Source organism: Lysobacter sp. Root667, from assembly GCF_001427715.1.
Classification (GTDB): Bacteria; Pseudomonadota; Gammaproteobacteria; order Xanthomonadales; family Xanthomonadaceae; genus Lysobacter.
The window spans coordinates 75,957-97,704 of record NZ_LMHF01000016.1; the positions used below are offsets into that span (position 1 = coordinate 75,957).

Here is a 21,748-nt window from a genome sequence, read left to right on the forward strand (position 1 = left end):
CGATCGCTTCACCGATGCGGCCGATGATCGGCCGCATGTCCGCATCCGCAGCGGCGAGTGCCGCGGCCCACCCGACCCGGAAAAACAAAAACCCGGCCGAAGCCGGGTTTTCGCGGACCGTCGCGACCGTAGTCGCGAGCGCTGCATCAGGCCGCGGACAGCGCCTTGATGCGAGCCGTCAGGCGGCTCTTGTGGCGCGCGGCCTTGTTCTTGTGGATCAGACCACGGGAGCTGAAACGGTCGAGGATCGGCTGAGCGACGTCGAACGCGGACTTGGCACCGGCGGCGTCGTTCTCGCCGAGGGCCTTCAGCACCTTCTTCACGGCGGTACGCAGCATCGAACGCTGGCTGGCGTTACGGGCATTGCGGACGACCGTCTGCTTGGCGCGCTTCTTGGCGGACTTGATGTTTGCCACGGGTGGTTTCCTGGAAAATTTGGTTGAAAGCTGTGATGGAACTGGGTGCAAAAATGCAATTGCGGAAAATCAGACCCAAAAGTATGGCCGATTCAGTGACTTGCGTCAACTGCACCGCCGCCCTGCCGGAAACGGCCGGGGGCGCCCGATGAGCAAGGGCGGTCTGCTGCGGTCTTCGGCCATTTTCAGCGCCATGACCCTGATTTCGCGGGTCTCCGGCCTGGTCCGCGACCAGGTCTACGCTTGGCAGTTCGGCGCCAGCCCGGCCATGGACGCGTTCTTCATCGCGTTCCGCATCCCGAATTTCCTGCGCCGGCTGTCGGCCGAGGGCTCGTTCTCGATGGCCTTCGTGCCGGTCCTGGCCGAGTACAAGGAAAACCAGGACCACGCCGCGGTCAAGGACCTGGTCGACCGCGTCGCCGGCACCCTGGCGGCCGCGCTGCTGGTGCTGACCGCGGTGGTGGTGCTGGCCGCGCCCTGGGTGATGCAGCTGTTCGCGCCGGGCTTCGAGCCGGGCAGCGAGCAGTACCGGCTCGCCACCCAGATGCTGCAGATCACCTTCCCCTACGCCTTGTTCATCTCGCTGGCCTCGCTGGCCGGCGGCATCCTCAACAGCTACGAGCGCTTCGCGATCCCGGCCCTGTCGCCGGTGCTGCTGAACTTGTCGATGATCGCCGCGGCGGTCAGCGCGGTGCCGCTGATGAAGCCATGGGGGTTGAATCCGGTGCTGGCGCTGGCCTGGGGCGTGTTCGTCGCCGGCGTCCTGCAGCTGGCGTTCCAATTGCCGGCGCTGGCCAAGCTGGGCCTGCTGCCGCGGCCGCGCTGGGGCGCCGCGCATGCCGGCGTGCGCAAGATCATGCGGCTGATGGTGCCGACCCTGTTCGGCTCCTCGGTGGCGCAGCTCAACCTGCTGCTGAACACCGCGCTGGCCTCGTTCCTGATCGCCGGCAGCGTGACCTGGCTGTATCTCACCGACCGCTTGCTGGAATTCCCGCTGGGCATGTTCGGCGTCGCGATCGGCACGGTGATCCTGCCGCACCTGTCCAAGCGCCATGCCGCGACCGACCCGCAGGGCTTCTCCAAGGGCCTGGATTGGGGCTTCCGGCTGTGCCTGCTGATCGGCGTACCGGCCTGCCTGGGCCTGGTGCTGTGCGCCGAGGCGCTGATCGCGACCCTGTTCCAGTACGGCCGCCTCAGCCCCGGCGACACCGCGATGATCCGCCTGAGCCTGATGGCGCAATCGACCGCGGTGCCGGCCTTCCTGCTGGTCAAGGTGCTGGCGCCGGCGTTCTACGCGCGCCAGGACACCAAGACCCCGGTGAAATCGGCGGTGGTGTCGGTGATCGTGAACCTGACCGCGACCGTGGCGCTGCTGCTGAGCGCGCTGTACTTCACCGACGTCGGCCAGGCCGCGCTCGCGCGCAGCGGCGGCCATCTGCGCGAGGCCCTGGGCGAAGTCCCGGGCGCGCACGCCTGCCTGGCGCTGGCGATCGCGATCGCGGGCTGGACCAACGCGCTGCAACTGGCCTGGTACCTGCGCCGCGCCAGGGTCTATGCGCGCCAGCCCGGCTGGGGCCGTTTCCTGCGTCAGATCGGGATCGCGGCGCTGGCGATGAGCGCGGTGGTGCTGGCCCTGCTGTGGCTGTGGCAGGGCTGGACCGGCTGGCCGTGGTGGGAGCGCGGCTGGAAACTGGCGGTGGTGGTGGGCGCCGGCGGTGCGGTCTACGGCGCGGCGCTGTGGCTGCAGGGCATCCGCCCGCACCACCTGCGCGGACATTGAACGAGTGGCGGCGGGCGGCTTGAGAGCCGCCCGCGGCGGCTATACTTCCTCATTCATCCTTCTAACTGGCTGTTTCGAGCCGGTCCCCCACGCCAAATTCAATGAGCAGGCTGTTTCGTGACGTCGAGGGCGGGCTCCGTTGCCCGCACGGCAGTGTGGTCTGCATCGGCGCCTTCGATGGCCTGCACCTCGGGCATCGCGCGCTGGTGCGCCACACGGTCGCGCGTGCGCGCGCCTTGGGCGTGCAGGCGGTGGCGCTGAGCTTCGAGCCGCTGCCGCGCGAATTCTTCGCCCCGTCCGCGCCGCCGCCGCGCCTGCTGCTGCCGCGCGCCAAGGCCGAGGGCCTGTTGGCGCTGGACGCCGACCAGGTCGGCCTGCTGCGCTTCAACACCCGCCTCAGCGGCCTGAGCGGCGAGGATTTCGTGCGCAAGGTCCTGGTCGAGCGGCTGGGCGCGCGCGAGGTCTGGGTCGGTCCGGAATTCCGGTTCGGCAAAGCCCGCGGCGGCGACATCGACCTGCTGCGCCGCCTCGGCGAAAGCTGCGGCTTCGGCGCCCACGAGATCGATCCGGTCCATCACGACGGCGAACGCGTCTCCAGCACCCGCATCCGCGCCGCGCTGCTGGCCGGCGATTTCGCCGCCGCCGCACCGCTGCTCGGTCGGCCGTACGCGATCGGCGGGCGGGTGGTGCGCGGCCGGCAGCTCGGCCGCACCCTGGGTTTCCCGACCGCCAACCTGCGCTTCGGCGGCAAGACCCCGGCGCTGTCGGGCATCTATGCGACCTGGGTGCACGGCGTCGGCGATCGCCCCTGGGCTTCGGTGTCCAGCCTGGGCACGCGGCCCACGGTCGACGGCGTCGAGCCCTTGCTCGAAGCGCATCTGTTCGACTTCGACGGCGACCTGTACGGTCGCAGGATCGAAGTCGAGTTCGTCGCGCACCTGCGCGCCGAGCTCAAGTTCCCCGATCTGGCGTCGCTGACCCAGCAGATGCACCGCGACGCCGCCCAGGCGCGCGAGTCGCTGCTGCTCGATGCGCAACGCCGCCCGTTCCCCGCACCGCATTCGTCCCCCGACCTTCGACGTGCGTCCGCGTCGCCGGCCCAGGCCGCGAGCGCGGCCGAGAAAACTGCCTGAGACCCGCTGTGACCAACGACCCGAGCCAATCCGCCCCCGGCAACGCCTACAAGGCCAGCTTGCTGCTGCCGGCGACCGATTTCCCGATGCGTGGCGACCTACCCAAGCGCGAGCCGGAAACCCTGGCGCGCTGGGAGAGCGAGGGTCTGTACCAGCGCATTCGCGAGAAGACCGGCGGCCGCGAGCGCAGCTTCGTGCTGCACGACGGCCCGCCGTACGCGAACGGCGAGATCCACGTCGGCCACGCGGTCAACAAGGTGCTCAAGGACATCGTGATCAAGTCCAAGCTGTTGGCCGGCTTCGACGCGCCCTACGTGCCGGGCTGGGACTGCCACGGCCTGCCGATCGAGCACAAGGTCGAGAAGGAATTCGGCAAGGTCGGCGAAAAACTCGATGCCGCCGAATTCCGCGCCAAGTGCCGCGAATACGCGACCACCCAGATCGACATCCAGCGCCGCGGCTTCAAGCGCCTGGGCGTGACCGGCGATTGGGATAACCCCTACCGGACCATGGATTTCCGCTACGAGGCGGACATCATGCGTTCGCTGGCCAAGATCGTCGATCGCGGCCACCTGGTGCGCGGCTCCAAACCGGTGCATTGGTGCTTCGATTGCGGCTCGGCCCTGGCCGAAGCCGAGATCGAATACCAGGACAAGGAATCCACCGAGATCTACGTGCGCTATCCGGTGCTCGACCGCAAGCGCGTGTTCGACGCGTTCGGGCTCGAAGACGACGGCGCACCGCTGTCGGTGCCGATCTGGACCACCACGCCGTGGACCCTGCCGGCCAGCCTGGCGGTGACGCTGGGGCCGGAGGTCGACTACGTGCTGGTGCAGGTGCAGCCGGGCGCCGAAGACCTGTTCAAGGAAGACGGCCAGCGGCCGGAATACCTGCTGGTCGCGTTCGACCTGACCGCGAACTTCCTCGGCCATCTGGCCAAGCGCGAAGCGCTGAAGCACGGCGACAGCGTCAAGGCCAACGACTCGCCGATCGTCAAGGGCGCCGAGTTCGAAGGCGTGCGCCTGCAGCATCCGTTCTACGAGCGCGAGATCCCGGTACTGCTGGGCGACCACGTCACCATCGACGCCGGTACCGGCGCCGTCCACACCGCGCCCGGCCACGGCCAGGAGGACTACGCGGTCGGCCTGAAGTACGGCCTGGTCGAGCGCTACACCGCCGCCCAGATCAACCCGGTCGACGCGCGCGGCCTGTACCTGCCGTCGACGCCGCCGGCCGCCGGCCGCGACCTCGCCGGCCAGCACATCTTCAAGATCGATCCGCTGATCGTCGAGGTGCTGCGCGAGCGCGGCGCGCTGCTGGCGATGGGCCGCATCAAGCACAGCTACCCGCATTGCTGGCGCCACAAGACGCCGGTGGTGTTCCGCGCCACGCCGCAGTGGTTCATCTCGATGGAGCAGGCCGGCCTGCGCCGCGACGCGCTGGCCGCGATCCCGGGCGTGTCCTGGGTGCCGGGCTGGGGCGAGGCGCGCATCTACAACATGATCGAAGGCCGTCCGGACTGGACGATCTCGCGCCAGCGTTACTGGGGCGTCCCGATCGCGCTGTTCTTCCACCGCGAAACCGGGCTGCCGCATCCGCGCACCGGACAGATCATGCGCCAGGTCGCCGACGCAGTCGAAGGGCAGGGCGCCGACGCCTGGTACGCGATGACCGCCGAACAACTGCTCGGCGACGAGGCCGGCGACTACGAGAAGGTCAACGACATCCTCGACGTCTGGTTCGACTCCGGCACCAGCCACGAATGCGTGCTCGCCCAGCGCCCGCAGGACGGCCTGCGCAAGCCGGCCGACCTCTACCTGGAAGGCTCCGACCAGCACCGCGGCTGGTTCCACAGCGCGCTGCTCAGCGGCGTGGCCATGGACGGCGTCGCCCCGTACCGGCAGGTGCTGACCCACGGCTTCACCGTCGACGAACACGGCAAGAAGATGTCGAAGTCGATGTTCAACGCGCTCGCGCCGGAGAAGGTCACCGACACCCTGGGCGCGGACGTGCTGCGCCTGTGGGTGGCCTCGACCGAATTCCGCAACGAGATGACGGTCTCCGACAAGATCCTCAAGCAGAACGCCGACGTCTACCGCCGCATCCGCAACACCGCGCGCTTCCTGCTCGGCAACCTCAGCGGCTTCGACCCGGCGAAGCACCTGGTCGCGATCGACGACATGGTCGCGCTGGACCGCTGGATCGTGCACCGCGCCGCCGAACTGCAGGACCGCATCGCCGCCGCCTACGAGCGCTACGACTTCGCCGAGATCGTGCAGGCGCTGTCGAACTTCTGCAGCGTCGACCTGGGCTCGCTGTACCTGGACGTGACCAAGGACCGCCTGTACACCATGCAGGAGGATTCGCGCGGCCGCCGCTCGGCGCAGAGCGCGATGTACCGCATCGCCGAGGCCTTCGTGCGCTGGATCGCGCCGATCCTGGCCTTCACCGCCGACGAAATGTGGCGCCACCTGCCGGCCAACACCGAGCACGGCGCGCGCGAAGGCAACGTGCTGTTCACCACCTGGTACGACGGCCTGGCCCTGCTGTCGGACGACGCGGCGCTGTCGGCCGAAGACTTCGCCCGCCTGCTCGCGCTGCGCGACGACGTCAGCAAGACCCTGGAACCGATGCGCGCCGAAGGCAAGATCGGCGCCGCGCTCGAAGCCGAGATCGCGCTGCGCTGCGGCGTCGCCGACCAGAACTGGCTGGCGCCGTTCGCCGACGAACTGCGTTTCCTGTTCATCAGCGGCGACGTCGAGATCGTCGCCGACGACGCGGTCAAGGACATCGCCGTGCTCGCCGCGCCGACGACCAAGACCAAGTGCGTGCGCTGCTGGCATTACCGTGCCGATGTCGGCGTCGACGCCGCGCATCCGGACCTGTGCGGCCGCTGCGTGAGCAACGTCGCCGGCGCCGGCGAGGACCGTCGCTGGTTCTGAGCCGCCGTCCACCGCCGGTCCGCGTTTGAACCACGCGGGCCGGCAGCCCAACCTTCCCGGATCCGCCGCGCGCGGATCCCTCCATCCGGTGACCGGTCGCGACCGCAACCAGGAGCGCAACACGATGCCGCAACTCCCCAGCAAGAACGCGCTGCCCTGGCTGATCGTCTCGGTCGTGGTGATCGTGCTCGACCAGCTCAGCAAGTGGTGGGTGCTGTCGTCGCTGCCCGAATACACCGCGATCCCGGTGATCGAAGGGGTCTGGAACTGGTACCGCACCTACAACACCGGCGCCGCCTTCAGCTTCCTCAGCGATGCCGGCGGCTGGCAGAAGTATTTCTTCGTGGTCCTGGCCGTGGCGATCAGCGCCCTGCTGGCCAGCTGGCTGCGCCGCACCGAACGCACCGACTGGAAAACCGCGCTGCCGTACGCGTTGGTGATCGGCGGTGCCCTGGGCAACGTGCTGGACCGGCTGATGCACGGCCACGTGGTCGACTTCATCCAGTGGCATTGGGGCGACCACTACTGGCCCGCGTTCAACCTGGCCGATTCGGCGATCGTCGCCGGCGCCGTGGGCATCGCCCTGGTCGGCCTGTTCGCGGCGCCGGCCAAGCCCACCTCCAAGCCCGCCGCCTAGGCCAGGAGTACAATCGGACCCATGGACGTCCTGCTCGCTAACCCCCGCGGCTTCTGCGCCGGCGTCGACCGCGCCATCGAGATCGTCAAGCGCGCCATCGAGACCCTCGGCGCGCCCATTTACGTGCGCCACGAAGTCGTGCACAACCGCTTCGTGGTCGACGACCTCAAGCACCGCGGCGCGATCTTCGTCGAAGAACTCGACGAAGTGCCCGACGGCGCCACCGTGATCTTCAGCGCCCACGGCGTGTCCAAGGCCGTGCGCGAGGAAGCCGAACGGCGCGCGCTCAAGATCTTCGACGCGACCTGCCCGCTGGTGACCAAGGTCCATCTGGAAGTCTCGCGGCATTGCCGCGCCGGCCGCGACGTGGTCCTGATCGGCCACGAAGGCCACCCCGAAGTCGAAGGCACCATGGGCCAGTGGCGGCGCGAAGACGGTTCCGGCCGGATCTATCTGGTCGAAGACACCGACGACGTCGCCGCGCTCGTGGTCGACCAGCCCGAAAACCTCGCCTACACCACCCAGACCACGCTGTCGGTGGACGACACCCGCAGCGTGATCGAGGCCCTGCGCAGCAAATTCCCCGCCATCCAGGGCCCGCGCCACGACGACATCTGCTACGCCACCCAGAACCGCCAGGACGCCGTGCGCGAACTGGCCGCCCACTGCGACCTGGTGCTGGTGGTCGGCTCGCCCAACAGCTCCAACTCCAACCGCCTGCGCGAACTGTCCGAGCGCGAAGGCGTGGAGGCCTACCTGATCGACGGCGCCGTCGAGATCGACCCCGAATGGGTGCAGGGCCGCAAGCGCATCGGCATCACCGCCGGCGCCTCCGCCCCGGAAGTGCTGGTGCGCGGCGTGATCGAACGCCTGCGCGAACTCGGCGCCGAGCGCGTGAACGAGCTCGACGGCGAGCCCGAGGACATGGTCTTCGCCCTGCCCAAGGAACTGCGCCTGCGGCTGGTCAGCTGAGCGGCCCGCGGCCGGGCAGGGCGCTCGAACGCCCCGTCTGAATTGACCCGCCCTGCTGCCTAACCCTACAATCCACACCCCCGCGGCCCGTCCGCGGAGGCCCACGCCGCAAGGCCGGGCCACGCAACACCGCCGGAATAGCTCAGTTGGTAGAGCGCGTCATTCGTAATGATGAGGTCGTAGGTTCGATTCCTATTTCCGGCACCAAACACCTCGAAGCCCCGCAATGCGGGGCTTCGTCGTTTCTGGCGTCCCCCAAGCGCCAACGAACGCTCCCGGCTTTGGGGTAGGAGCGGCGTAAGCCGCGACCCCGCCTCCCACCCACCGCGCCAGTTCCGCAACCCGCCTGCCTCCTGTAGGACCGGCGTAAGCCGCGACCACGCCTCCCGCCCGCTGCGCCAGTTCCGTAACCCGCCTGCCTCCTGTAGGAGCGGCGTAAGCCGCGACCACGCCTCCCGCCCGCCGCGCCAGTTCCGCAACCGGCCTGCCTCCTGTAGGAGCGGCGTAAGCCGCGACCCCGCCTCCCGCCCGCCGCGCCAGTTCCGCAACCGTCCTGCCTCCTGTAGGAGCGGCGTAAGCCGCGACCCCGCCTCCCGCCCGCTGCGCCAGTTTCGTAACCCGCCTGCCTCCTGTAGGAGCGGCGTAAGCCGCGACCACGCCTCCCGCCCGCTACGCCAGTTCCGTAACCCGCCTGCCTCCTGTAGGACCGGCGTAAGCCGCGACCACGCCTCCCGCCCGCCGCGCCAGTTCCGTAACCCGCCTGCCTCCTGTAGGAGCGGCGTAAGCCGCGACCACGCCTCCCGCCCGCTGCGCCAGTTCCGTAACCCGCCTGCCTCCTGTGGGAGCGGCGTAAGCCGCGATGGACCACACCCTCCCGCGCATCACCGCTTCCCGTGACACGCCCTACCGCATGCTCACCCCCACACCGCGCGCCCCCACCCATCGCATTGACGCATATCCGCCCCCCAGCCCAGACTCCAACCCGCATTCCACGCCGACAGGGGGCACCAATGGGGCACGCACTACTCGCGTTCGTAAAATGGTTCTTCGCCGCGGCCATCGTGGGCGTGGTCGCAGGCGGCATCCTCGGCGGCATGATGGGGACGGACGTCGACTCGTCCCGCCAAGCCGGCCGCATGCTGGGCGCCTTCATCTGGCCCACCGTGCTCGTCGTCGCCATCGCCGGCACCGTCTTCAGCGTGTCCCGCGAAAAGAAACGGCGCGCCCAAGCCTTGGCCGGCCCCCGCATCAGCGATCAGTACCGCCACGACCGCGACAACGCCGCCTGATCCCCGCTGCCGCCACCCATGAGGCACAAACGCACGCGCCAGCCAGCCGACCCCGACCTCACCCTGGGCGGGCGCCTGGCCGCTGCCTTCGGCTCGCTGTTTTTCTCGGTGCCGCTGGCGGGCCTGTGCTGGTTCGTGCTCAACAGCCAGATCGTCGTCCTCGCAGACAACCCCATCCCCATCGCCCACTTCGGCGCAGCGGTGGCCGCCTTCGCCGTGCTGTCCTTCGCCTTCCCGCGACTCGCCCCCACCGTGTTCGGATGGCTGAGCGACCTGTTCGTCGGCATCGCCAAGTGGTGGTAGGCATGCAAGCCCGCTCGCTAGCCGGGGCCACCGCCGGTAACGAACTTCCATGACCAAACGACTCGCCTTCGCCCTACTGCTGACCGCCGCCTTGACGGCCTGCCAACGCACGCCCACCTCGGCGGAACTGGAGGGCTTGGTCATCGAAGTTCCCGCCCTGCGACGCGCGGCCCCGCTGAACCAGGACATCCCCGCCGCGCAATGGCCGGACGCCCTCAAGCGGCTGGCGCCCAAGCGCGTCTACAACACCGCCGATGGGCTGTACATCGTTACCTCGTCGTTCTTCGTAACGGAGCAGGGCATCTTCGTGCCGCGCAATATGCAGGTGCCGCCGCCGGGTTCGGACCCGGCCTACACGCCGATTGGGTCAGGGTTTTATTCGTATCGCATTGAGGGGTGAGGAGGCATTGGGAGTCGCGAGTCTTCGCCTTGCGAGCGCTGCGGGGAATGTTTTTTACGCCTATCAAGTCGAAGCAAGTGGAACTACCTTGCTCTTCAGCAGATTCGCTCGACAACACCTAGGAGCAGCGATGAAACAGTGGTTAGCGATGGCGGTCTGGGTCCTTGCCGGTTTCGCGCAGGCGGGCGAAACCGCTCCACAGTCCGCTTCTAGCGCGTGTTTCCCGCGCGCATCGGCGACCTGGAGGCCTTCAGCTTCTCGCAAGAGGACCATGACGCGCTGCGCCGAGATCGCCTGGGGAAAATCTTTGGCTACAACGCGCGCCCCTACCGGACCGCGCTGACGGTGTACCTCATGGATAAGTCGCGGTCCGCCAGCGTGGAAGAGGAATTCAAGGGCGCCGAATCCGGAATCATGGCCGCGCATCCCGGCGCGAAAGTCGCCATGCGCAACGTTGCGCAGATCGTCCTGGCGGGTCAGCCCGCCCCTGGGCAGTTGGGGCTATACCTGTGGACGAAGGACGGCCAAGACACCGGCTCCGTCCTGTGGATAGGCGAGTCCCCAAGCCGGATAGTCAAAGTCCGCCTCTCCTTTGTCAGGCCCAAGCCGGAAGATCAGGCCGCCGCCGCGATGCAGTACGCCATGAACGCGTTGGGCGATGCGGCGAAACATATTTGCGAGCCGGCTTCGTCGGGTGTGAGTGATGCGCCTAAGAAGCCGTCGCCTTCAGAAGCTTCGTAGGCTCATCTCATGCCTCCTACCGCACTGACAGACCCCGCCTTCGACCGAGTCGTATCTCTGCGCGACGCCTATCGCATCATGGAGCGCTTCGCGTCCGCGTATCTGGCCCGCGGTGACACAGCCGTTTCGGACTTCCTGCACGCCTATGCCGGCGAGGTAGGGGATGGGCAGACCACCGATCCGGCGGCGGCCCAAGATTTCCTGATGGCCGCCGAATCGATGACAGGCGAGCAGCAGGTCTATCTTGTCCTGCACCTTCACGTACTGCCCGGCGAATTCGAAGACATCAAGGTCATCGGCGTGTACCGCTCGGAAGCGAATGCGCTGTTGGCGATTGAACGATTAAGGCAGCAGCCCGGGTTCTGCGATCTGTCGGAGTTGCGCGAACCGGAGGACGAGGATCAGCAGGGGTTTCACATCTGCCCTTACACCGTGGATATGGACCATTGGGATCAGGGGTTTGTAACGGTGTGATGGCCGGTCCTTATTAATACTCTGATCCTTGTTATGCGCTTACCTTGGAAAGTAGACGGAATCGGGTTGGGCAGTGGGTGTCCCTGTCTTGAACTGCTTATGACCGCAAGGAATCGGTGCCGGGCGCTAGACGGTTTCCATGCAGTTAAACACCCAATGTTTCGTGCCCAACCGAATCGAGGTGTCGCTATAACTCTTTGAGTGGCTTGCGAAAAGTCTGATTGACCGGCCGCAGGTGCCATGTCCACAATCTGTGTTACACCTCGTTTTGAGGTCTAATCGTAGTTAGGTGCCGCGATGAAGTTCACTTGGTTTGCGGGATCACTTCTAGCGCTGCTCGCAGGATCAGCGTCTGCCGCCAATCGGATGCTCGCGAGGGTCGAAGTGCCGTTAGCCATAGAGGCCGTTGCCGAACAACGCATTAGCAGTTCGCTGCGGCTACATGTGCAGAACTACGGCGAGTCCGTAGGCATCGAGGTGCTCTCCAACAAGCCTGTTGCGGGCTGCTTTGAGAACTTGGCTCACCGCTGGCCGCATGGACCAGATCCGAGCGAGATTATGGCTTGGCACGTCACCGAGCACTACTATGAAGAGCCGCGCCTCATATCGGTGTGCGGCCGCTCGCTCACAGTGAAGGTCGAGCTTGTCGGCCCGCAGGTTTCAGAAGATGGCAAGCGGTTCTTGTCCGGCACTGCCGTCGTAACAGTTCAACCGAGCAAGCGGGTGTCGCGACGCGGCACCTAACAATTCGTCCAAGCCGACGCCGCTTCGCGGCGCGGCTTAACTCAGGCGTTAGGCCTCATGCCTTACTTTCGTGTACGTGTTGAAGGCACAGGGATTTCGGTCCCTATGGGAGACTCAACTGCGGTCGGGTTCTTCACAACCCGAGCAGTTCGTGCGCGGTCCGAGGCCGAAGCAGTGGAGAAGGTACTGTCCATGATTGGCGCGGCTTGGACCACCGGTCGGTATTCCGCGTGGAATCAAGGCGCGGCACCGACCATCCACATTGAAGAAGTCTGGCAATCCCCTTGGTTCCGGAACATATTCTTCAAAAACGACGGTCACGTCTTCTACCCGGACAACGAGGGGGACGACGATGAGGCCTAACAATTCATTCAAGCCGAAGCCGCTTCGCGGCTCGGCTTAATTCAGGCGTTAGGCGCGATGGAAACATCACAGTTGGTTGAAAATGGAAAAACACTCGTTGAGGCCATGGGTTACTGGCCGTCATTTCACGATGCCAACGTTCTGGCAACCCATAGCGATGCCGGCACCTTCACGGTGACCGTCCATCTATTCGCCATGACCGATCAGGTTGATTCGGCTGGCTACTACGCTTTGGAAAAGCACCACCGCGTCACGATCGTGATGCACGATGTGCAAAGTAGCTCTCTTCCACCCGGCTACTCGGATGACTGCCTCGCAAGCCTCTCGTTTAGCCGCGTTGGCGATCTTTTGCAGGTGGACTTTGAGTCGCACATGGACCAGGACGGCACTGTCCTATGCAACAAGGTGGAGATTGCCAGCATAATTCCTTGCGACTCCAAGGGCGTGGCACTCGCGCCTAACAATTCATTCAAGCCGAAGCCGCTTCGCGGCTCGGCTTAATTCAGGCGTTAGGCCCTAGACCATGTTCTGGCGCAAACCAAAAACCTTCCAAGACCCTGACCTTGGTCTACTCACGCATCACCACAAGCCCCGCGACTATTGGCTATCTCAATCTATAGCCACATCTGCGGGTGACGTGCTCATTGATCTCCCCGGAGACTCACACACCCCAAGTGCGGCCGCGTTGGCTATTGCCAAGCAAGCGCTCTTGCAGCCCAACCCATTAGTCGTCTCTGCAATATCCTACGTACATGCTAGCGCTTCCGCTCGTGAGTTCATTGAGGGTCATGGAGAGCTAGCTCTAGATGGCTTCTCATTCACTGACACCCCCGGTTCTTTCAGCGTGGAGCTGGCGTTGTCCAACTGGCCGGATGCGGTGATCAACGTCATCTTCAATGGCGGTGTCCCTTGCGACGTCCTGCTGGCAGACTAGGGCCTAACAATTCATTCAAGCCGAAGCCGCTTCACGGCTCGGCTTAATTCAGGCGTTAGGCCTCAGGAGGCAGATATACCTTACGTGTGGATCGTTCTTGGAGCTTATGCTGCGGCTTTCGTGTTCTGGTTTCTTCGCATGTCCAGAAAGCTGAGCGCTGCAGTTGATCAACTGCGAGCCAGTGGAATTGGAGAGGCTGAGATAGATCAGCTTCGGCGTCGCCTAGCCCCTGGCACTGCGTTGACGCTCGCTTGGTCAACGTTATTCACAGGAACGCTCATTGGCGCGGCCGCATCCCTTGTCTATTTCATATTCGTCTGATGCAACTGAGGCCTAACAATTCATTCAAGCCGAAGCCGCTTCGCGGCTCGGCTTAGTTCAGGCATTAAGCCCCAAGGAGGGTTCCATGGGATTGATTGACTCGCTATTCCAGGACAAGGGCCGCGCCACGCTCCTTGACCTCATAATGCACAACGCTGATGTCATTGAGCGCTCTGAGGGCCGGACTCGCAAAGATGCCGAGTATCTGGCCATATGCCTTGTCCTAGATGACTTGGCGCAACGAGAGAATGGCCAAGAGGGACACAAGAAGGTCATGGAGATTCTTAAGAGCGAATTCTCCGAGCATCAGTCTGACGTAATGGTGTACCTCGCTTATACCCGCATGGATCTCCCACTCAAGCCCGAGGCAGAGACTGCGTTCCAGGCGCGCCACAAGGGGAGCGGCCAGGAAAGTCCTGACGGAGTCGCAGCGCCGAGTGCCCCTGACAAGGAGCGCAACTTTGATGACTTCCACCGCCTTTGGTCCGGAGCGACTGCTTCACCCATCTACAACAAAGAGGCCTGGCTAGAGATCGAGCGGCAGCTTCTTGCGGCCAAGTTGCTCGGCGGGGCCTAACAATTCATTCAAGCCGAACATGCTTCGCGTGTCGGCTTAGTTCAGGCGTTAGGCCGCAGGGGAGACATCATGAAGCTCGTCACAATCGCAGCCCTCATCATGATCGCTGCCTCATTCCAGGCGCTCGCCGAGACTCCCGGCGAGTTGTGGCGTGATGGCTACAGCATCACTTGGGAGTCTAGTTATGAGGATGTTGAGGAGTGCACCCCAAGCACTGGCGTCGTCCTCTCTGACGAGTTCATCTTTATCTGTGACGGCTATGAGTATGTTTATCACTATGGCGCCGTGTTCATCGCTTCGCGGTCCTTCACGTATAACGGGCGCACCTTGACCACCAATTACTTGTGCATCGAGGATGAGGACGAGTGTTTGAGTGGCACTCTCGTGCGTAAGGGGCGGTAGCCAGATGCATCAGCTGCGGCCTAACAATTCATTCAAGCCGAAGCCGCTTCGCGGCTCGGCTTAACTCAGGCGTTAGGCGGCACAACAACCGGCTGCACACCCAGGCGAACCAGGAAGATCATCCACCGTCGCTGCTGCCACTGCGGCTTAGGCAAGGTCTGAACAACTCCCTCTATCCGCGCGAGAATAGCGCGTGTGTAGGATTTTTCTGATTGACAGCCGGCAACGGCTTCTGCAAAGTCGTACCTACGGAGCGTCGAAACTCCTCAAACAGCGGTACCCACCTCCGTCAATTGGTGGGTTTTTAATGCCTGACGTTTAGGCATTCCGGCGCTGTAGCTCTGCGTCGGGAGGGCGGCTAATACAACACCCGCAAGGGGAATACGCCCGCCGTCTGTTTGCGGTTTCGAACCTCCCGACACCCCGCCGGTCGCGTCCTGCGCCGCGCGGGCTTTCCGCTCATGGACAGGAGTGCCGCGTATGCCCCGTAAACCCCAGCCCGCCGCCCCGCAAGCCGCGGTGGTGATGACCGTCGATGCGTTCAAAGAGTTGTATGCCTTCCACCAGCAGCTGCACGGCATCGTGCGCACCATGCAGCCGCAGGTGCTGCTGGAAATCGGCTACGAAAACAGCCCGGACCAGCAGTTGTGGCGGGTGGTGTTCGAGGGCCTAGCCGAACGGTTAGAACCGGTGATGGCCGCCTGCGTGTGGGTCCCCAACGGGGACGGCCCGGACGGGCTGCCGGTGGCGCGGCGGGTGCACTAAGCCCGGAGTGCCCGGGCCGGCCGCAAGGCGGGCCCGGGCGAGGGTGGCCGGCGGTGGTCCGGCGTCAGTCCAATCCACGGGTTTCGTCTCTCTGAGCAGGACTACGTCAGCCTCGGTCAGGCCCGCGATCAGCTGCGCCTGCTCGGCGATCTGGCCGTGCCGCTGGGCGAGGGCACAGACCATCGCATCGTCCTGTCCGCGCGAAGCGCTGGACGACTGCTTCGCACGCCTCGCCGAGGAGTTGGAAGGCGTCATCGACGCCGCGACCCCGGTGACCGTCTAGCGGCGAGTCACCTGCGAAAGCTCCGGCTCGGGCGGTCGCCGGGCGGGAGTCATGGCCGGCTCGAACAGAGCCAACCGCAAAGCGAAATGCCCCGCGCGTGGAGCAAAACGCTCGGGGCATGGAGCCTCGCCGCTCGGCCCTCCGCCCGTGGTGTCTCACCCGCGGCTCTCTGAGCCCGGCCCGCTGCTTTGCGCATCCCAGCCGTCGAGCAGGTTCTTTCGCGCGCGCAGCGCCAACTTTCGATGGCCGCACTTCGAACCTCAAATTTGCAACGCTCCCACCCCGGCGTCCGGGCCTGCGCACGCTCGCGCCGGGCAAAACGCATTGCGCTTGATGCAACAAGGGCGGCGCGCCGTTCTTCGTGGCTTGCGAGTGCAAAGCACTGCGCTTTGCGGCCGAGCGCGATGTGCCGTGGTTGGGACTAAGCGGGCGGCGCTTGGGTTTCGGCGAGTCACGCGTAAGGCACAAACTTTCGCGCGTGCGCCAAAACGCTTCGCGATCCGCACCACAAGGCACGCGAGCGCCGTCCTAATCTGCGCTGGCCGGTCGTTGAGCCGGCGTGATTCCACAGACAGCTAAGGACGGGACATGAGTCAGAACCTGATCGATCTGCAATTGTCGGCCGAGTCGCTCGCCGCCATCGACGACGCCTTGAACGTTTTAGAGAGTCATCTGACGGCGCTGATCGCACTGACGCCGGACCAGCGCCGCCAGCTCACCAAGATGGGCGACAAGTCCGAAGCGTTCTGTCGCCAGGCGGTGCACGTGCTGAGCGAGAACCCAGGCATCGTGCCGCGCAACTTCGAGATCGCCAGCCTGCACCGGGACCTGGCCGCGCTGGACGCCCTGCGCCCGCGAGCGCAGCGCCTGATGCGCCTGAGCGAACGCGTGCAGGATTCCGAGATGGCCCTGGGCAGCGACCTGATGACCAACGCGCTGGAGGGCTACGCCTTCCTGAAGATCGCCGGTAAAGGCGCGGGCCTCGACGCGCTGCGCCAGATGCTGTCGGCGCGGTTCAACCGCAGCCCCAGCAAGACGGCGCCCACCGTGGACGAGAGCAGCCCCGCCTTGGCGGGGCTGTTTGTTTGTGGGATAGGGGGATTGGTGTCTGCTTCCGACCCGAAGCGGACACTGTTCGGGCATGACAGCCCGTCAGGGGCTGTGGAAATTGACAACAAGATGCAGGCGATTTGCCGGTGGCCGCCATTGGCTCCGCGCGAAGGCCGCTGTACTGGGATGCTCCGGACCGGGTTCATGCCCGCAGTACCGTGGCGTCCGGAAAGCATCTTATTTTCCCAGGGGCGCCGTGTCGGCCAGACGCGCCCGCAAGCGCGGCGTCACGAAGTCCAGGAATGCGCGCACCTTCAGCGGCAGCCGACCTTGCTGCAGGTAGACGAGATTGATCGGCCACGGCACCGGCTCGAATTCCGGGAGGACGAGCTCCAGCGTTTTGCGCCGCACATGCTCGGCGAGTTGATAGCACAGGGTCCGCGTCAGGCCGGCGCCGGCGATGGCCGCCGCGACCGCCGCGTCTGCGGTATTGACGGTCATCCGCGCGCGCACGGGAACCGAGGCTTCGGACGAACCCATGCGGAATTTCCACGCCCCCGGCCCCGTCAGATGGTCGAAAGTGATGATGTCGTGGCCGGACAAGTCGGTCAGCTGCTGCGGGCGGCCATGCCGGTCCAGATAGGCCGGGCTGCCGCTCACCACGTGGCGGGTCGCGCCCACGCGCGAGGCCACCAGCGTGCTGTCGGGGAGTTCGCCGATGCGGACTGCTAGATCCACATGCTCGTCCAGCAGATTGAACATGCGGTCGCCCAGCACCAGCCGAACGTCCACGTCCGGATAGGCCCTGAGGAACTCGGCGGTGATCGGCACGACGTGCAATCGGCCGAACGCGATCGGTGCGGTGATCACCAACTCGCCCTTGGGCGCGCTGAATTCGCCGGCGGCACTGCGTTCGGCTTCCTCGACATCGTCAAGGATGCGCCGACAGGCGATGAGGTAGGCCGCGCCGGCATCGGTGAGCACGAGCTGGCGCGTTGAGCGCTGCAGCAACCGCGCCTTCAGGTGCGCCTCCAGGTCGGACAGCTTGCGGCTCACGGTGGCCAGTGGCATGTGCAGTTGCCGACTCGCCGCCGAGAGACTGCCGGCGTCGACCACCGCCCGGAACACCATCATCGCTTCGATGCGATCCATTTACTTCCAAATTTCAGAAGGATACTTCTCGAATTTACCGTCTAGTTGCGTCAATCGGAAGTATCTACGCTTTCTCCACCGGCCAAACCCGCCCGGCCAGACCCGAGGAGAATCCTGATGTCCCGCCTTCCGACCCCCGCCACGATCGAGTCCGCCCCTGCCGCCGCCCAGCCGTTGCTGCAGGCGGTGAAGCAGCAGCTCGGCTCGGTACCGAACTTGTTTCGCCTGGTGTCCAACAGCCCGGCCGCACTCGAGGGCTACCTCGGCATGAACTCGGCACTGGCCAAAGGCACGCTGCCCGCCGCCACCCGCGAGCGCATCGCCCTGGCCATTGCCGAAATCAACGGCTGCAGCTATTGCCTGTCGGCGCACACCTACCTCGGCAAGCACGTGGCCAAGCTCGACGACGCCGAGATGACCGCCAACCGCAACGGCGCGTCCAACGATCCGTTCGCCGACGCGGCCGTGCGCTTCGCCGCCCGGGTTGCCGAACGGCGCGGTCACGTCAGCGGCGAGGATGTGGCCGCAGTCAAGGCCGCCGGCTACAGCGATGCGCAAGTTGTCGAGATCGTCCAGCATGTCGCGTTGAACACTTGGACCAACTACATCAATGAAGTCGCGCAAACCGAAATCGATTTTCCGGTGATCGGCGCGCGCCAGGCGGCTTGAGCCTCAACCGCACCGACGGCGCCCGTCGCGCCGTCGGTGATTCGCCCTCCAGGGAGACGACAACGATCATGAGCCGCCCACCGCTGCCTCCATTCACGCTCGAATCGGCAACGCAGAAAGTCCGCCTTGCCGAAGACGCCTGGAACTCGCGCGATCCTGCACGTGTGGCGCTCGCCTATACCCCCGATAGCCGTTGGCGCAATCGCTCGGAATTCCTCCAGGGCCGAGCGGCAATCGAGGCGTTCCTGACCCGCAAGTGGCAACGCGAACGCGACTACCGGCTCATCAAGGAGTTATGGGCGTTTCGCGACAATCGCATTGGCGTGCGCTTCGCCTACGAATGGCGAGACGACGCCGGGCAATCGTGGCGCAGCTACGGCAACGAGAATTGGGAGTTCGATGGTGACGGTCTGATGCAAGTCCGGTTGGCCAGCATCAATGACCTCGCGATTGGCGAGGACGAACGACTCTTCCACTGGCCGCAAGGCCGCCGTCCCGACGACCATCCGTCCCTGAGCACACTCGGGCTATGAGGCCATGACCATGCGCTACGCCAGTGACATCGCCTTTACTCCGGCGGTGAAAGCCATCCAGGCGAGCAAAGGATCGCGCCGCGCCTACGCCCACATGGAACAGGCCGGCTCGTGGGAAACAACCATCACTGCCGAGCTGAAGGCCTTCGTCGAGGTACAACGCAGCGTTTTCCTGGCTACGGTCAACGGCGATGGTCAGCCCTATATTCAGCACCGGGGCGGGCCACCCGGCTTCCTGCGCGTGCTCGACGAGCACACGCTCGCCTTCGTCGATTTTTCCGGCAACCGACAATTCATCAGCACCGGGAACCTGCAGGAAAACCCGAAAGCGCATCTGTTCCTGATCGACTACCGCCAACGCAAGCGGGTAAAGGTATGGGGTGAGGCACACATGGTTGCAGCCACCGATGATTTGCTGGCGCAGCTGATGCCGCCGGGCTACCAGGCGCGTCCCGAACAGGTGCTACGGTTCACCGTCAACGCTTGGGATGCCAATTGCCCCCAGCACATCCCGCCACGCTTCGAAGCCGAGGACGTGCTGGCGGCGTTGCAGGACAAAGACGCACGTATCGCCGAACTGGAGGCGGAGCTGGCGAGGTTCCGGGCGGCAGCCGGATAGGCGTTCGAACGTGGGTCGTTGGCGGCGCGTCACCAGGATGGAATGTCCGCTTCTGGCCGGAAGCCGATGTGGACCGGGATTAGGGGGGGAGAAGACTGGGACACCCACTTCTTTAAACATCGTCGCGCGCAACGTCGACCTGGCCAGCCTGCACCGCGACTTGACCGCATTGGCCACACTGTGCCGGCGCGCCCAACGCCTGATGCGACTGAACGAGCGCGCGCAGGACTCAGAAATGGCCCTGGGCAGCGACCTGATGACCAACGCGCTGGGGGCTACGCCTTCCTGAAGATCGCCGGTAAAGGCGCGGGCCTCGACGCGCTGCGCCAGATGCTGTCGGCGCGGTTCAACCGCAGCCCCAGCAAGACGGCCGTGAACGAGAACAGCCCCGCCTAGGCGGGGCTGTTTGTTTGTGGGATAGGGGGATTGGTGTCCGCTTCCGACCCGAAGCAGAAGCTCGCTCGGATAGGATCTACGATTGCTTCGCCGAATGAAGGGGCTCTCCAATGAGACTACCCATGAGCTGCCGTCGGCCCAAGACCGGCGCGCCCATCAGCTGACAATCCGGCTCAGCATGGCCGCGCTCAATCTAATGGTAGCCGCCGCGGCTTGGCGACTGCGTAAGCGCTTTACCGAATTGCCAAACGGGTGACATTCGGACAGATGGAAATCCCAGCAAGCGCCGAGAAACAAGGCCCCGCCATGCCCTTATCAATCTTGTCGAAGCGGACTATTGGCGCAAGCATTCCAGACTAAGTCTCTATGGCGCATGGCCACTGCGACTCAAGCGATTATCTTCCGACGCGCTCTACGAACCTAATCGAGACATGCATTCGTTCGTATGCACCTGGGTCAACGCTGGCGCTTTACTGCAAGCCGTTGGGGGCGTGGACTGCATCGATCAATTGAATCCGCCTTCGATAGCGGTCACTGGATTGGATGGGGCGGCCAGGGGTGCTAACGTCCGCTCTGGCCCCAAAGCAGCGACCCGATGCCATGATGACATTCGACGAAATGCGGGCAGACTTCATTATCCGTCGCAAGGGATCGTTAGCCCTGCCGATGACGGGCATGATCGTGTACTCGGCCGCCGCGCTGCTCAGCGTCCTCGTCGATTCTCGATTTCACAACCTAGTACTGACCTTGTGCTTCTGGTCAATCATGCCGGTGGCGGTCGTAATTGGTAGGGCGCGGGGAGAGGACATGAGCGCGCCGCGCGAAAACCCTCTTCTGCGATTATCGGCGATGGCGCGGATTATGGCATTAGCGACCTGGGCGATACATATACCCATCTGGATCTACGCTCCAGCCTTATTCCCGATTAGCGTCGGGATCGGATTCGCACTGCACTGGGTCGTCTTCTCCTGGACCATCGGCCATCCGCTCGGGCTCGTGCACCTTGGCATGCGGATCGTACTCGTGCTGGCGGCGTGGCACATATGCCCGAGCAACCGCATGGGAGCAGTCAGTGTCGGCATCGCGCTAGCTTACGCAATCTCCTGGTTCCAACTAAGCCGGATCGACTGGAGAAGCCGGCTCGGGCTCAGCTTCGATCCGCTGCGCCCATGAACTCGTAGGCCGCATTCAGCTGCTCGGCCCGCTTCTGGCCGGAAGCCGACGTGGACCGGGATTAGGGAGGGTTATCGGGGTAGGAGAGGGCAGCTTCCGACCCAAAGCGGTCATTCACCCGCGGCGACCATCATCTAGCTGCCCCTCAATGTGAGCTCTTCAATGCGGATGATCTTGTCCCTGTTGCTCGTAGGCGTCTTCGGGTTGTCCGGTTGCTTCATTCATGGAGGGCTGTCATCGGAACGCGAGCGCGAGACCCTTGAAGCCAGGCGTGCGCACTATCAGAAGCTGGCGTCAGAGCCGACGCCGGACGCTTGGCGCGCGGGAGCGGAATGGGAGTTCGTGACCACCGGCAAGGACGGCGCAATCGCGGAATCGTTCGTCGTACGCGTCACTGATGCGCCCCAGGACGCTTGCTTGGCGGGCGACTGGAGGAAGCTGGAGATCGTCAGCGGGAACACAGGCAAGCTCCGCGCCCCGGCTTACGTGATCGACGGACGCAATCTCCATGTTCTTCTATCGACGGCATTGTGTGATGCCTACCCGATGTACGAAGGCGAGCTGTCCGACAATGGATTCGCCGGCACTCACAACTTCACCCATATGCACGGCAGCGAGAAACACGGGAAGGTATCGGGGCGGCCGGTTCGCCTGTCGCCCTAGCTGTAATGTCCGCTTAT

General features: G+C 64.8%; 24 protein-coding genes and 1 tRNA gene. 22 read left to right on the forward strand and 3 right to left on the reverse strand.

The annotated features are described in order from the left end of the window. Positions 1-146: 146 nt before the first annotated feature. Positions 147-416 (reverse strand): 30S ribosomal protein S20, encoded by a 270-nt coding sequence (rpsT, locus tag ASD78_RS19045; protein WP_055910472.1) that lies wholly within the window; start codon positions 414-416, stop codon positions 147-149. Positions 417-564: 148 nt separating this feature from the next. Between rpsT and murJ the strand changes: the two genes are divergently transcribed. The 17 genes from murJ (at position 565) to ASD78_RS19130 (ending at position 15,193) form a co-directional block, all read left to right on the forward strand. Further along, positions 565-2,196, forward strand: a complete 1,632-nt coding sequence (gene murJ, locus ASD78_RS19050) for a murein biosynthesis integral membrane protein MurJ (protein ID WP_056104413.1) — start codon at positions 565-567, stop codon at positions 2,194-2,196. Between the two features lie 101 nt (positions 2,197-2,297). Continuing rightward, a complete protein-coding gene (locus ASD78_RS19055) occupies positions 2,298-3,329 on the forward strand; it encodes a bifunctional riboflavin kinase/FAD synthetase (RefSeq protein ID WP_056104416.1) in 1,032 nt (343 codons plus the stop codon). 86 nt (positions 3,330-3,415) lie between these two features. Then, the gene (gene ileS, locus ASD78_RS19060; RefSeq protein ID WP_056104691.1) at positions 3,416-6,271 is read left to right on the forward strand and encodes an isoleucine--tRNA ligase; all 2,856 of its coding nucleotides are present in this window, start codon (positions 3,416-3,418) and stop codon (positions 6,269-6,271) included. 124 nt (positions 6,272-6,395) lie between these two features. Continuing rightward, the gene (gene lspA / locus ASD78_RS19065) at positions 6,396-6,908 is read left to right on the forward strand and encodes a signal peptidase II (RefSeq protein WP_056104694.1); all 513 of its coding nucleotides are present in this window, start codon (positions 6,396-6,398) and stop codon (positions 6,906-6,908) included. Positions 6,909-6,929: 21 nt separating this feature from the next. After that, positions 6,930-7,880, forward strand: coding sequence for a 4-hydroxy-3-methylbut-2-enyl diphosphate reductase (gene ispH, locus ASD78_RS19070; RefSeq protein ID WP_055910463.1), 951 nt, complete (start codon positions 6,930-6,932; stop codon positions 7,878-7,880). A 131-nt stretch (positions 7,881-8,011) separates the two neighbouring features. Next, a tRNA-Thr gene (locus ASD78_RS19075) sits at positions 8,012-8,087 on the forward strand. Positions 8,088-8,890: 803 nt separating this feature from the next. Then, positions 8,891-9,169 carry a hypothetical protein gene (locus ASD78_RS19080; RefSeq protein ID WP_056104418.1) on the forward strand — a complete coding sequence of 93 codons (279 nt, stop codon included), beginning with the start codon at positions 8,891-8,893 and terminating at the stop codon, positions 9,167-9,169. A gap of 18 nt (positions 9,170-9,187) precedes the next feature. Then, positions 9,188-9,472, forward strand: a complete 285-nt coding sequence (locus ASD78_RS19085) for a hypothetical protein (protein ID WP_056104423.1) — start codon at positions 9,188-9,190, stop codon at positions 9,470-9,472. A gap of 49 nt (positions 9,473-9,521) precedes the next feature. Beyond that, a complete protein-coding gene (locus tag ASD78_RS19090; RefSeq protein ID WP_056104426.1) occupies positions 9,522-9,872 on the forward strand; it encodes a hypothetical protein in 351 nt (116 codons plus the stop codon). A 216-nt stretch (positions 9,873-10,088) separates the two neighbouring features. Next, a complete protein-coding gene (locus tag ASD78_RS19095; RefSeq protein WP_056104429.1) occupies positions 10,089-10,613 on the forward strand; it encodes a hypothetical protein in 525 nt (174 codons plus the stop codon). A gap of 9 nt (positions 10,614-10,622) precedes the next feature. After that, on the forward strand, positions 10,623-11,087 hold the full coding sequence (locus ASD78_RS21275; RefSeq protein WP_200944278.1) for a hypothetical protein: 465 nt from the start codon (positions 10,623-10,625) through the stop codon (positions 11,085-11,087). 297 nt (positions 11,088-11,384) lie between these two features. After that, a complete protein-coding gene (locus ASD78_RS19105; protein ID WP_156087887.1) occupies positions 11,385-11,831 on the forward strand; it encodes a hypothetical protein in 447 nt (148 codons plus the stop codon). 420 nt (positions 11,832-12,251) lie between these two features. Beyond that, positions 12,252-12,695 (forward strand): Imm50 family immunity protein, encoded by a 444-nt coding sequence (locus tag ASD78_RS19115; RefSeq protein ID WP_082575731.1) that lies wholly within the window; start codon positions 12,252-12,254, stop codon positions 12,693-12,695. A gap of 22 nt (positions 12,696-12,717) precedes the next feature. After that, positions 12,718-13,128, forward strand: coding sequence for a hypothetical protein (locus tag ASD78_RS20975; RefSeq protein WP_156087888.1), 411 nt, complete (start codon positions 12,718-12,720; stop codon positions 13,126-13,128). Positions 13,129-13,534: 406 nt separating this feature from the next. Continuing rightward, on the forward strand, positions 13,535-14,026 hold the full coding sequence (locus ASD78_RS19120; protein WP_056104440.1) for a hypothetical protein: 492 nt from the start codon (positions 13,535-13,537) through the stop codon (positions 14,024-14,026). A gap of 69 nt (positions 14,027-14,095) precedes the next feature. Beyond that, positions 14,096-14,428 carry a hypothetical protein gene (locus ASD78_RS19125; RefSeq protein WP_056104443.1) on the forward strand — a complete coding sequence of 111 codons (333 nt, stop codon included), beginning with the start codon at positions 14,096-14,098 and terminating at the stop codon, positions 14,426-14,428. A gap of 480 nt (positions 14,429-14,908) precedes the next feature. Further along, complete coding sequence (locus tag ASD78_RS19130) at positions 14,909-15,193, forward strand: hypothetical protein (RefSeq protein WP_156087889.1); 285 nt, start codon at positions 14,909-14,911, stop codon at positions 15,191-15,193. Between the two features lie 943 nt (positions 15,194-16,136). Here the strand turns inward: ASD78_RS19130 and ASD78_RS20980 are convergent. After that, positions 16,137-16,619 (reverse strand): hypothetical protein, encoded by a 483-nt coding sequence (locus ASD78_RS20980; protein WP_056104448.1) that lies wholly within the window; start codon positions 16,617-16,619, stop codon positions 16,137-16,139. Between the two features lie 144 nt (positions 16,620-16,763). After that, the gene (locus ASD78_RS19140) at positions 16,764-17,678 is read right to left on the reverse strand and encodes a LysR family transcriptional regulator (RefSeq protein ID WP_055910440.1); all 915 of its coding nucleotides are present in this window, start codon (positions 17,676-17,678) and stop codon (positions 16,764-16,766) included. Between the two features lie 117 nt (positions 17,679-17,795). Between ASD78_RS19140 and ASD78_RS19145 the strand changes: the two genes are divergently transcribed. From ASD78_RS19145 to ASD78_RS19165, 5 genes are all read left to right on the forward strand, one after another. Then, the gene (locus ASD78_RS19145; RefSeq protein WP_055910438.1) at positions 17,796-18,347 is read left to right on the forward strand and encodes a peroxidase-related enzyme; all 552 of its coding nucleotides are present in this window, start codon (positions 17,796-17,798) and stop codon (positions 18,345-18,347) included. A 68-nt stretch (positions 18,348-18,415) separates the two neighbouring features. Next, positions 18,416-18,880 (forward strand): nuclear transport factor 2 family protein, encoded by a 465-nt coding sequence (locus tag ASD78_RS19150; protein WP_056104450.1) that lies wholly within the window; start codon positions 18,416-18,418, stop codon positions 18,878-18,880. A 4-nt stretch (positions 18,881-18,884) separates the two neighbouring features. Beyond that, entirely contained in the window at positions 18,885-19,499 is a 615-nt protein-coding gene (locus ASD78_RS19155; protein ID WP_056104453.1) for a pyridoxamine 5'-phosphate oxidase family protein, read from the forward strand. A 996-nt stretch (positions 19,500-20,495) separates the two neighbouring features. Beyond that, positions 20,496-21,068 carry a hypothetical protein gene (locus ASD78_RS19160; RefSeq protein ID WP_156087890.1) on the forward strand — a complete coding sequence of 191 codons (573 nt, stop codon included), beginning with the start codon at positions 20,496-20,498 and terminating at the stop codon, positions 21,066-21,068. A gap of 174 nt (positions 21,069-21,242) precedes the next feature. After that, entirely contained in the window at positions 21,243-21,731 is a 489-nt protein-coding gene (locus tag ASD78_RS19165) for a hypothetical protein (RefSeq protein ID WP_156087891.1), read from the forward strand. Positions 21,732-21,748 lie beyond the last annotated feature (17 nt).

Bases quoted from the DNA above. Each gene is read 5' to 3' on its own strand.
- lspA (WP_056104694.1), top strand. From the start codon at position 6,396: ATGCCGCAACTCCCCAGCAAGAACGCGCTGCCCTGGCTGATCGTCTCG.
- ASD78_RS19140 (WP_055910440.1), bottom strand. From the start codon at position 17,678: ATGGATCGCATCGAAGCGATGATGGTGTTCCGGGCGGTGGTCGACGCC.
- ASD78_RS19085 (WP_056104423.1), top strand. From the start codon at position 9,188: ATGAGGCACAAACGCACGCGCCAGCCAGCCGACCCCGACCTCACCCTG.
- ASD78_RS21275 (WP_200944278.1), top strand. From the start codon at position 10,623: ATGCCTCCTACCGCACTGACAGACCCCGCCTTCGACCGAGTCGTATCT.
- ASD78_RS19090 (WP_056104426.1), top strand. From the start codon at position 9,522: ATGACCAAACGACTCGCCTTCGCCCTACTGCTGACCGCCGCCTTGACG.
- ileS (WP_056104691.1), top strand. From the start codon at position 3,416: ATGCGTGGCGACCTACCCAAGCGCGAGCCGGAAACCCTGGCGCGCTGG.
- ASD78_RS20980 (WP_056104448.1), bottom strand. From the start codon at position 16,619: ATGCCCGAACAGTGTCCGCTTCGGGTCGGAAGCAGACACCAATCCCCC.
- ispH (WP_055910463.1), top strand. From the start codon at position 6,930: ATGGACGTCCTGCTCGCTAACCCCCGCGGCTTCTGCGCCGGCGTCGAC.
- ASD78_RS19145 (WP_055910438.1), top strand. From the start codon at position 17,796: ATGTCCCGCCTTCCGACCCCCGCCACGATCGAGTCCGCCCCTGCCGCC.
- ASD78_RS19155 (WP_056104453.1), top strand. From the start codon at position 18,885: ATGACCATGCGCTACGCCAGTGACATCGCCTTTACTCCGGCGGTGAAA.
- ASD78_RS19115 (WP_082575731.1), top strand. From the start codon at position 12,252: ATGGAAACATCACAGTTGGTTGAAAATGGAAAAACACTCGTTGAGGCC.
- ASD78_RS20975 (WP_156087888.1), top strand. From the start codon at position 12,718: ATGTTCTGGCGCAAACCAAAAACCTTCCAAGACCCTGACCTTGGTCTA.
- ASD78_RS19120 (WP_056104440.1), top strand. From the start codon at position 13,535: ATGGGATTGATTGACTCGCTATTCCAGGACAAGGGCCGCGCCACGCTC.
- ASD78_RS19125 (WP_056104443.1), top strand. From the start codon at position 14,096: ATGAAGCTCGTCACAATCGCAGCCCTCATCATGATCGCTGCCTCATTC.
- murJ (WP_056104413.1), top strand. From the start codon at position 565: ATGAGCAAGGGCGGTCTGCTGCGGTCTTCGGCCATTTTCAGCGCCATG.
- ASD78_RS19160 (WP_156087890.1), top strand. From the start codon at position 20,496: ATGATGACATTCGACGAAATGCGGGCAGACTTCATTATCCGTCGCAAG.
- ASD78_RS19080 (WP_056104418.1), top strand. From the start codon at position 8,891: ATGGGGCACGCACTACTCGCGTTCGTAAAATGGTTCTTCGCCGCGGCC.
- ASD78_RS19130 (WP_156087889.1), top strand. From the start codon at position 14,909: ATGCCCCGTAAACCCCAGCCCGCCGCCCCGCAAGCCGCGGTGGTGATG.
- ASD78_RS19150 (WP_056104450.1), top strand. From the start codon at position 18,416: ATGAGCCGCCCACCGCTGCCTCCATTCACGCTCGAATCGGCAACGCAG.
- ASD78_RS19055 (WP_056104416.1), top strand. From the start codon at position 2,298: ATGAGCAGGCTGTTTCGTGACGTCGAGGGCGGGCTCCGTTGCCCGCAC.
- ASD78_RS19105 (WP_156087887.1), top strand. From the start codon at position 11,385: ATGAAGTTCACTTGGTTTGCGGGATCACTTCTAGCGCTGCTCGCAGGA.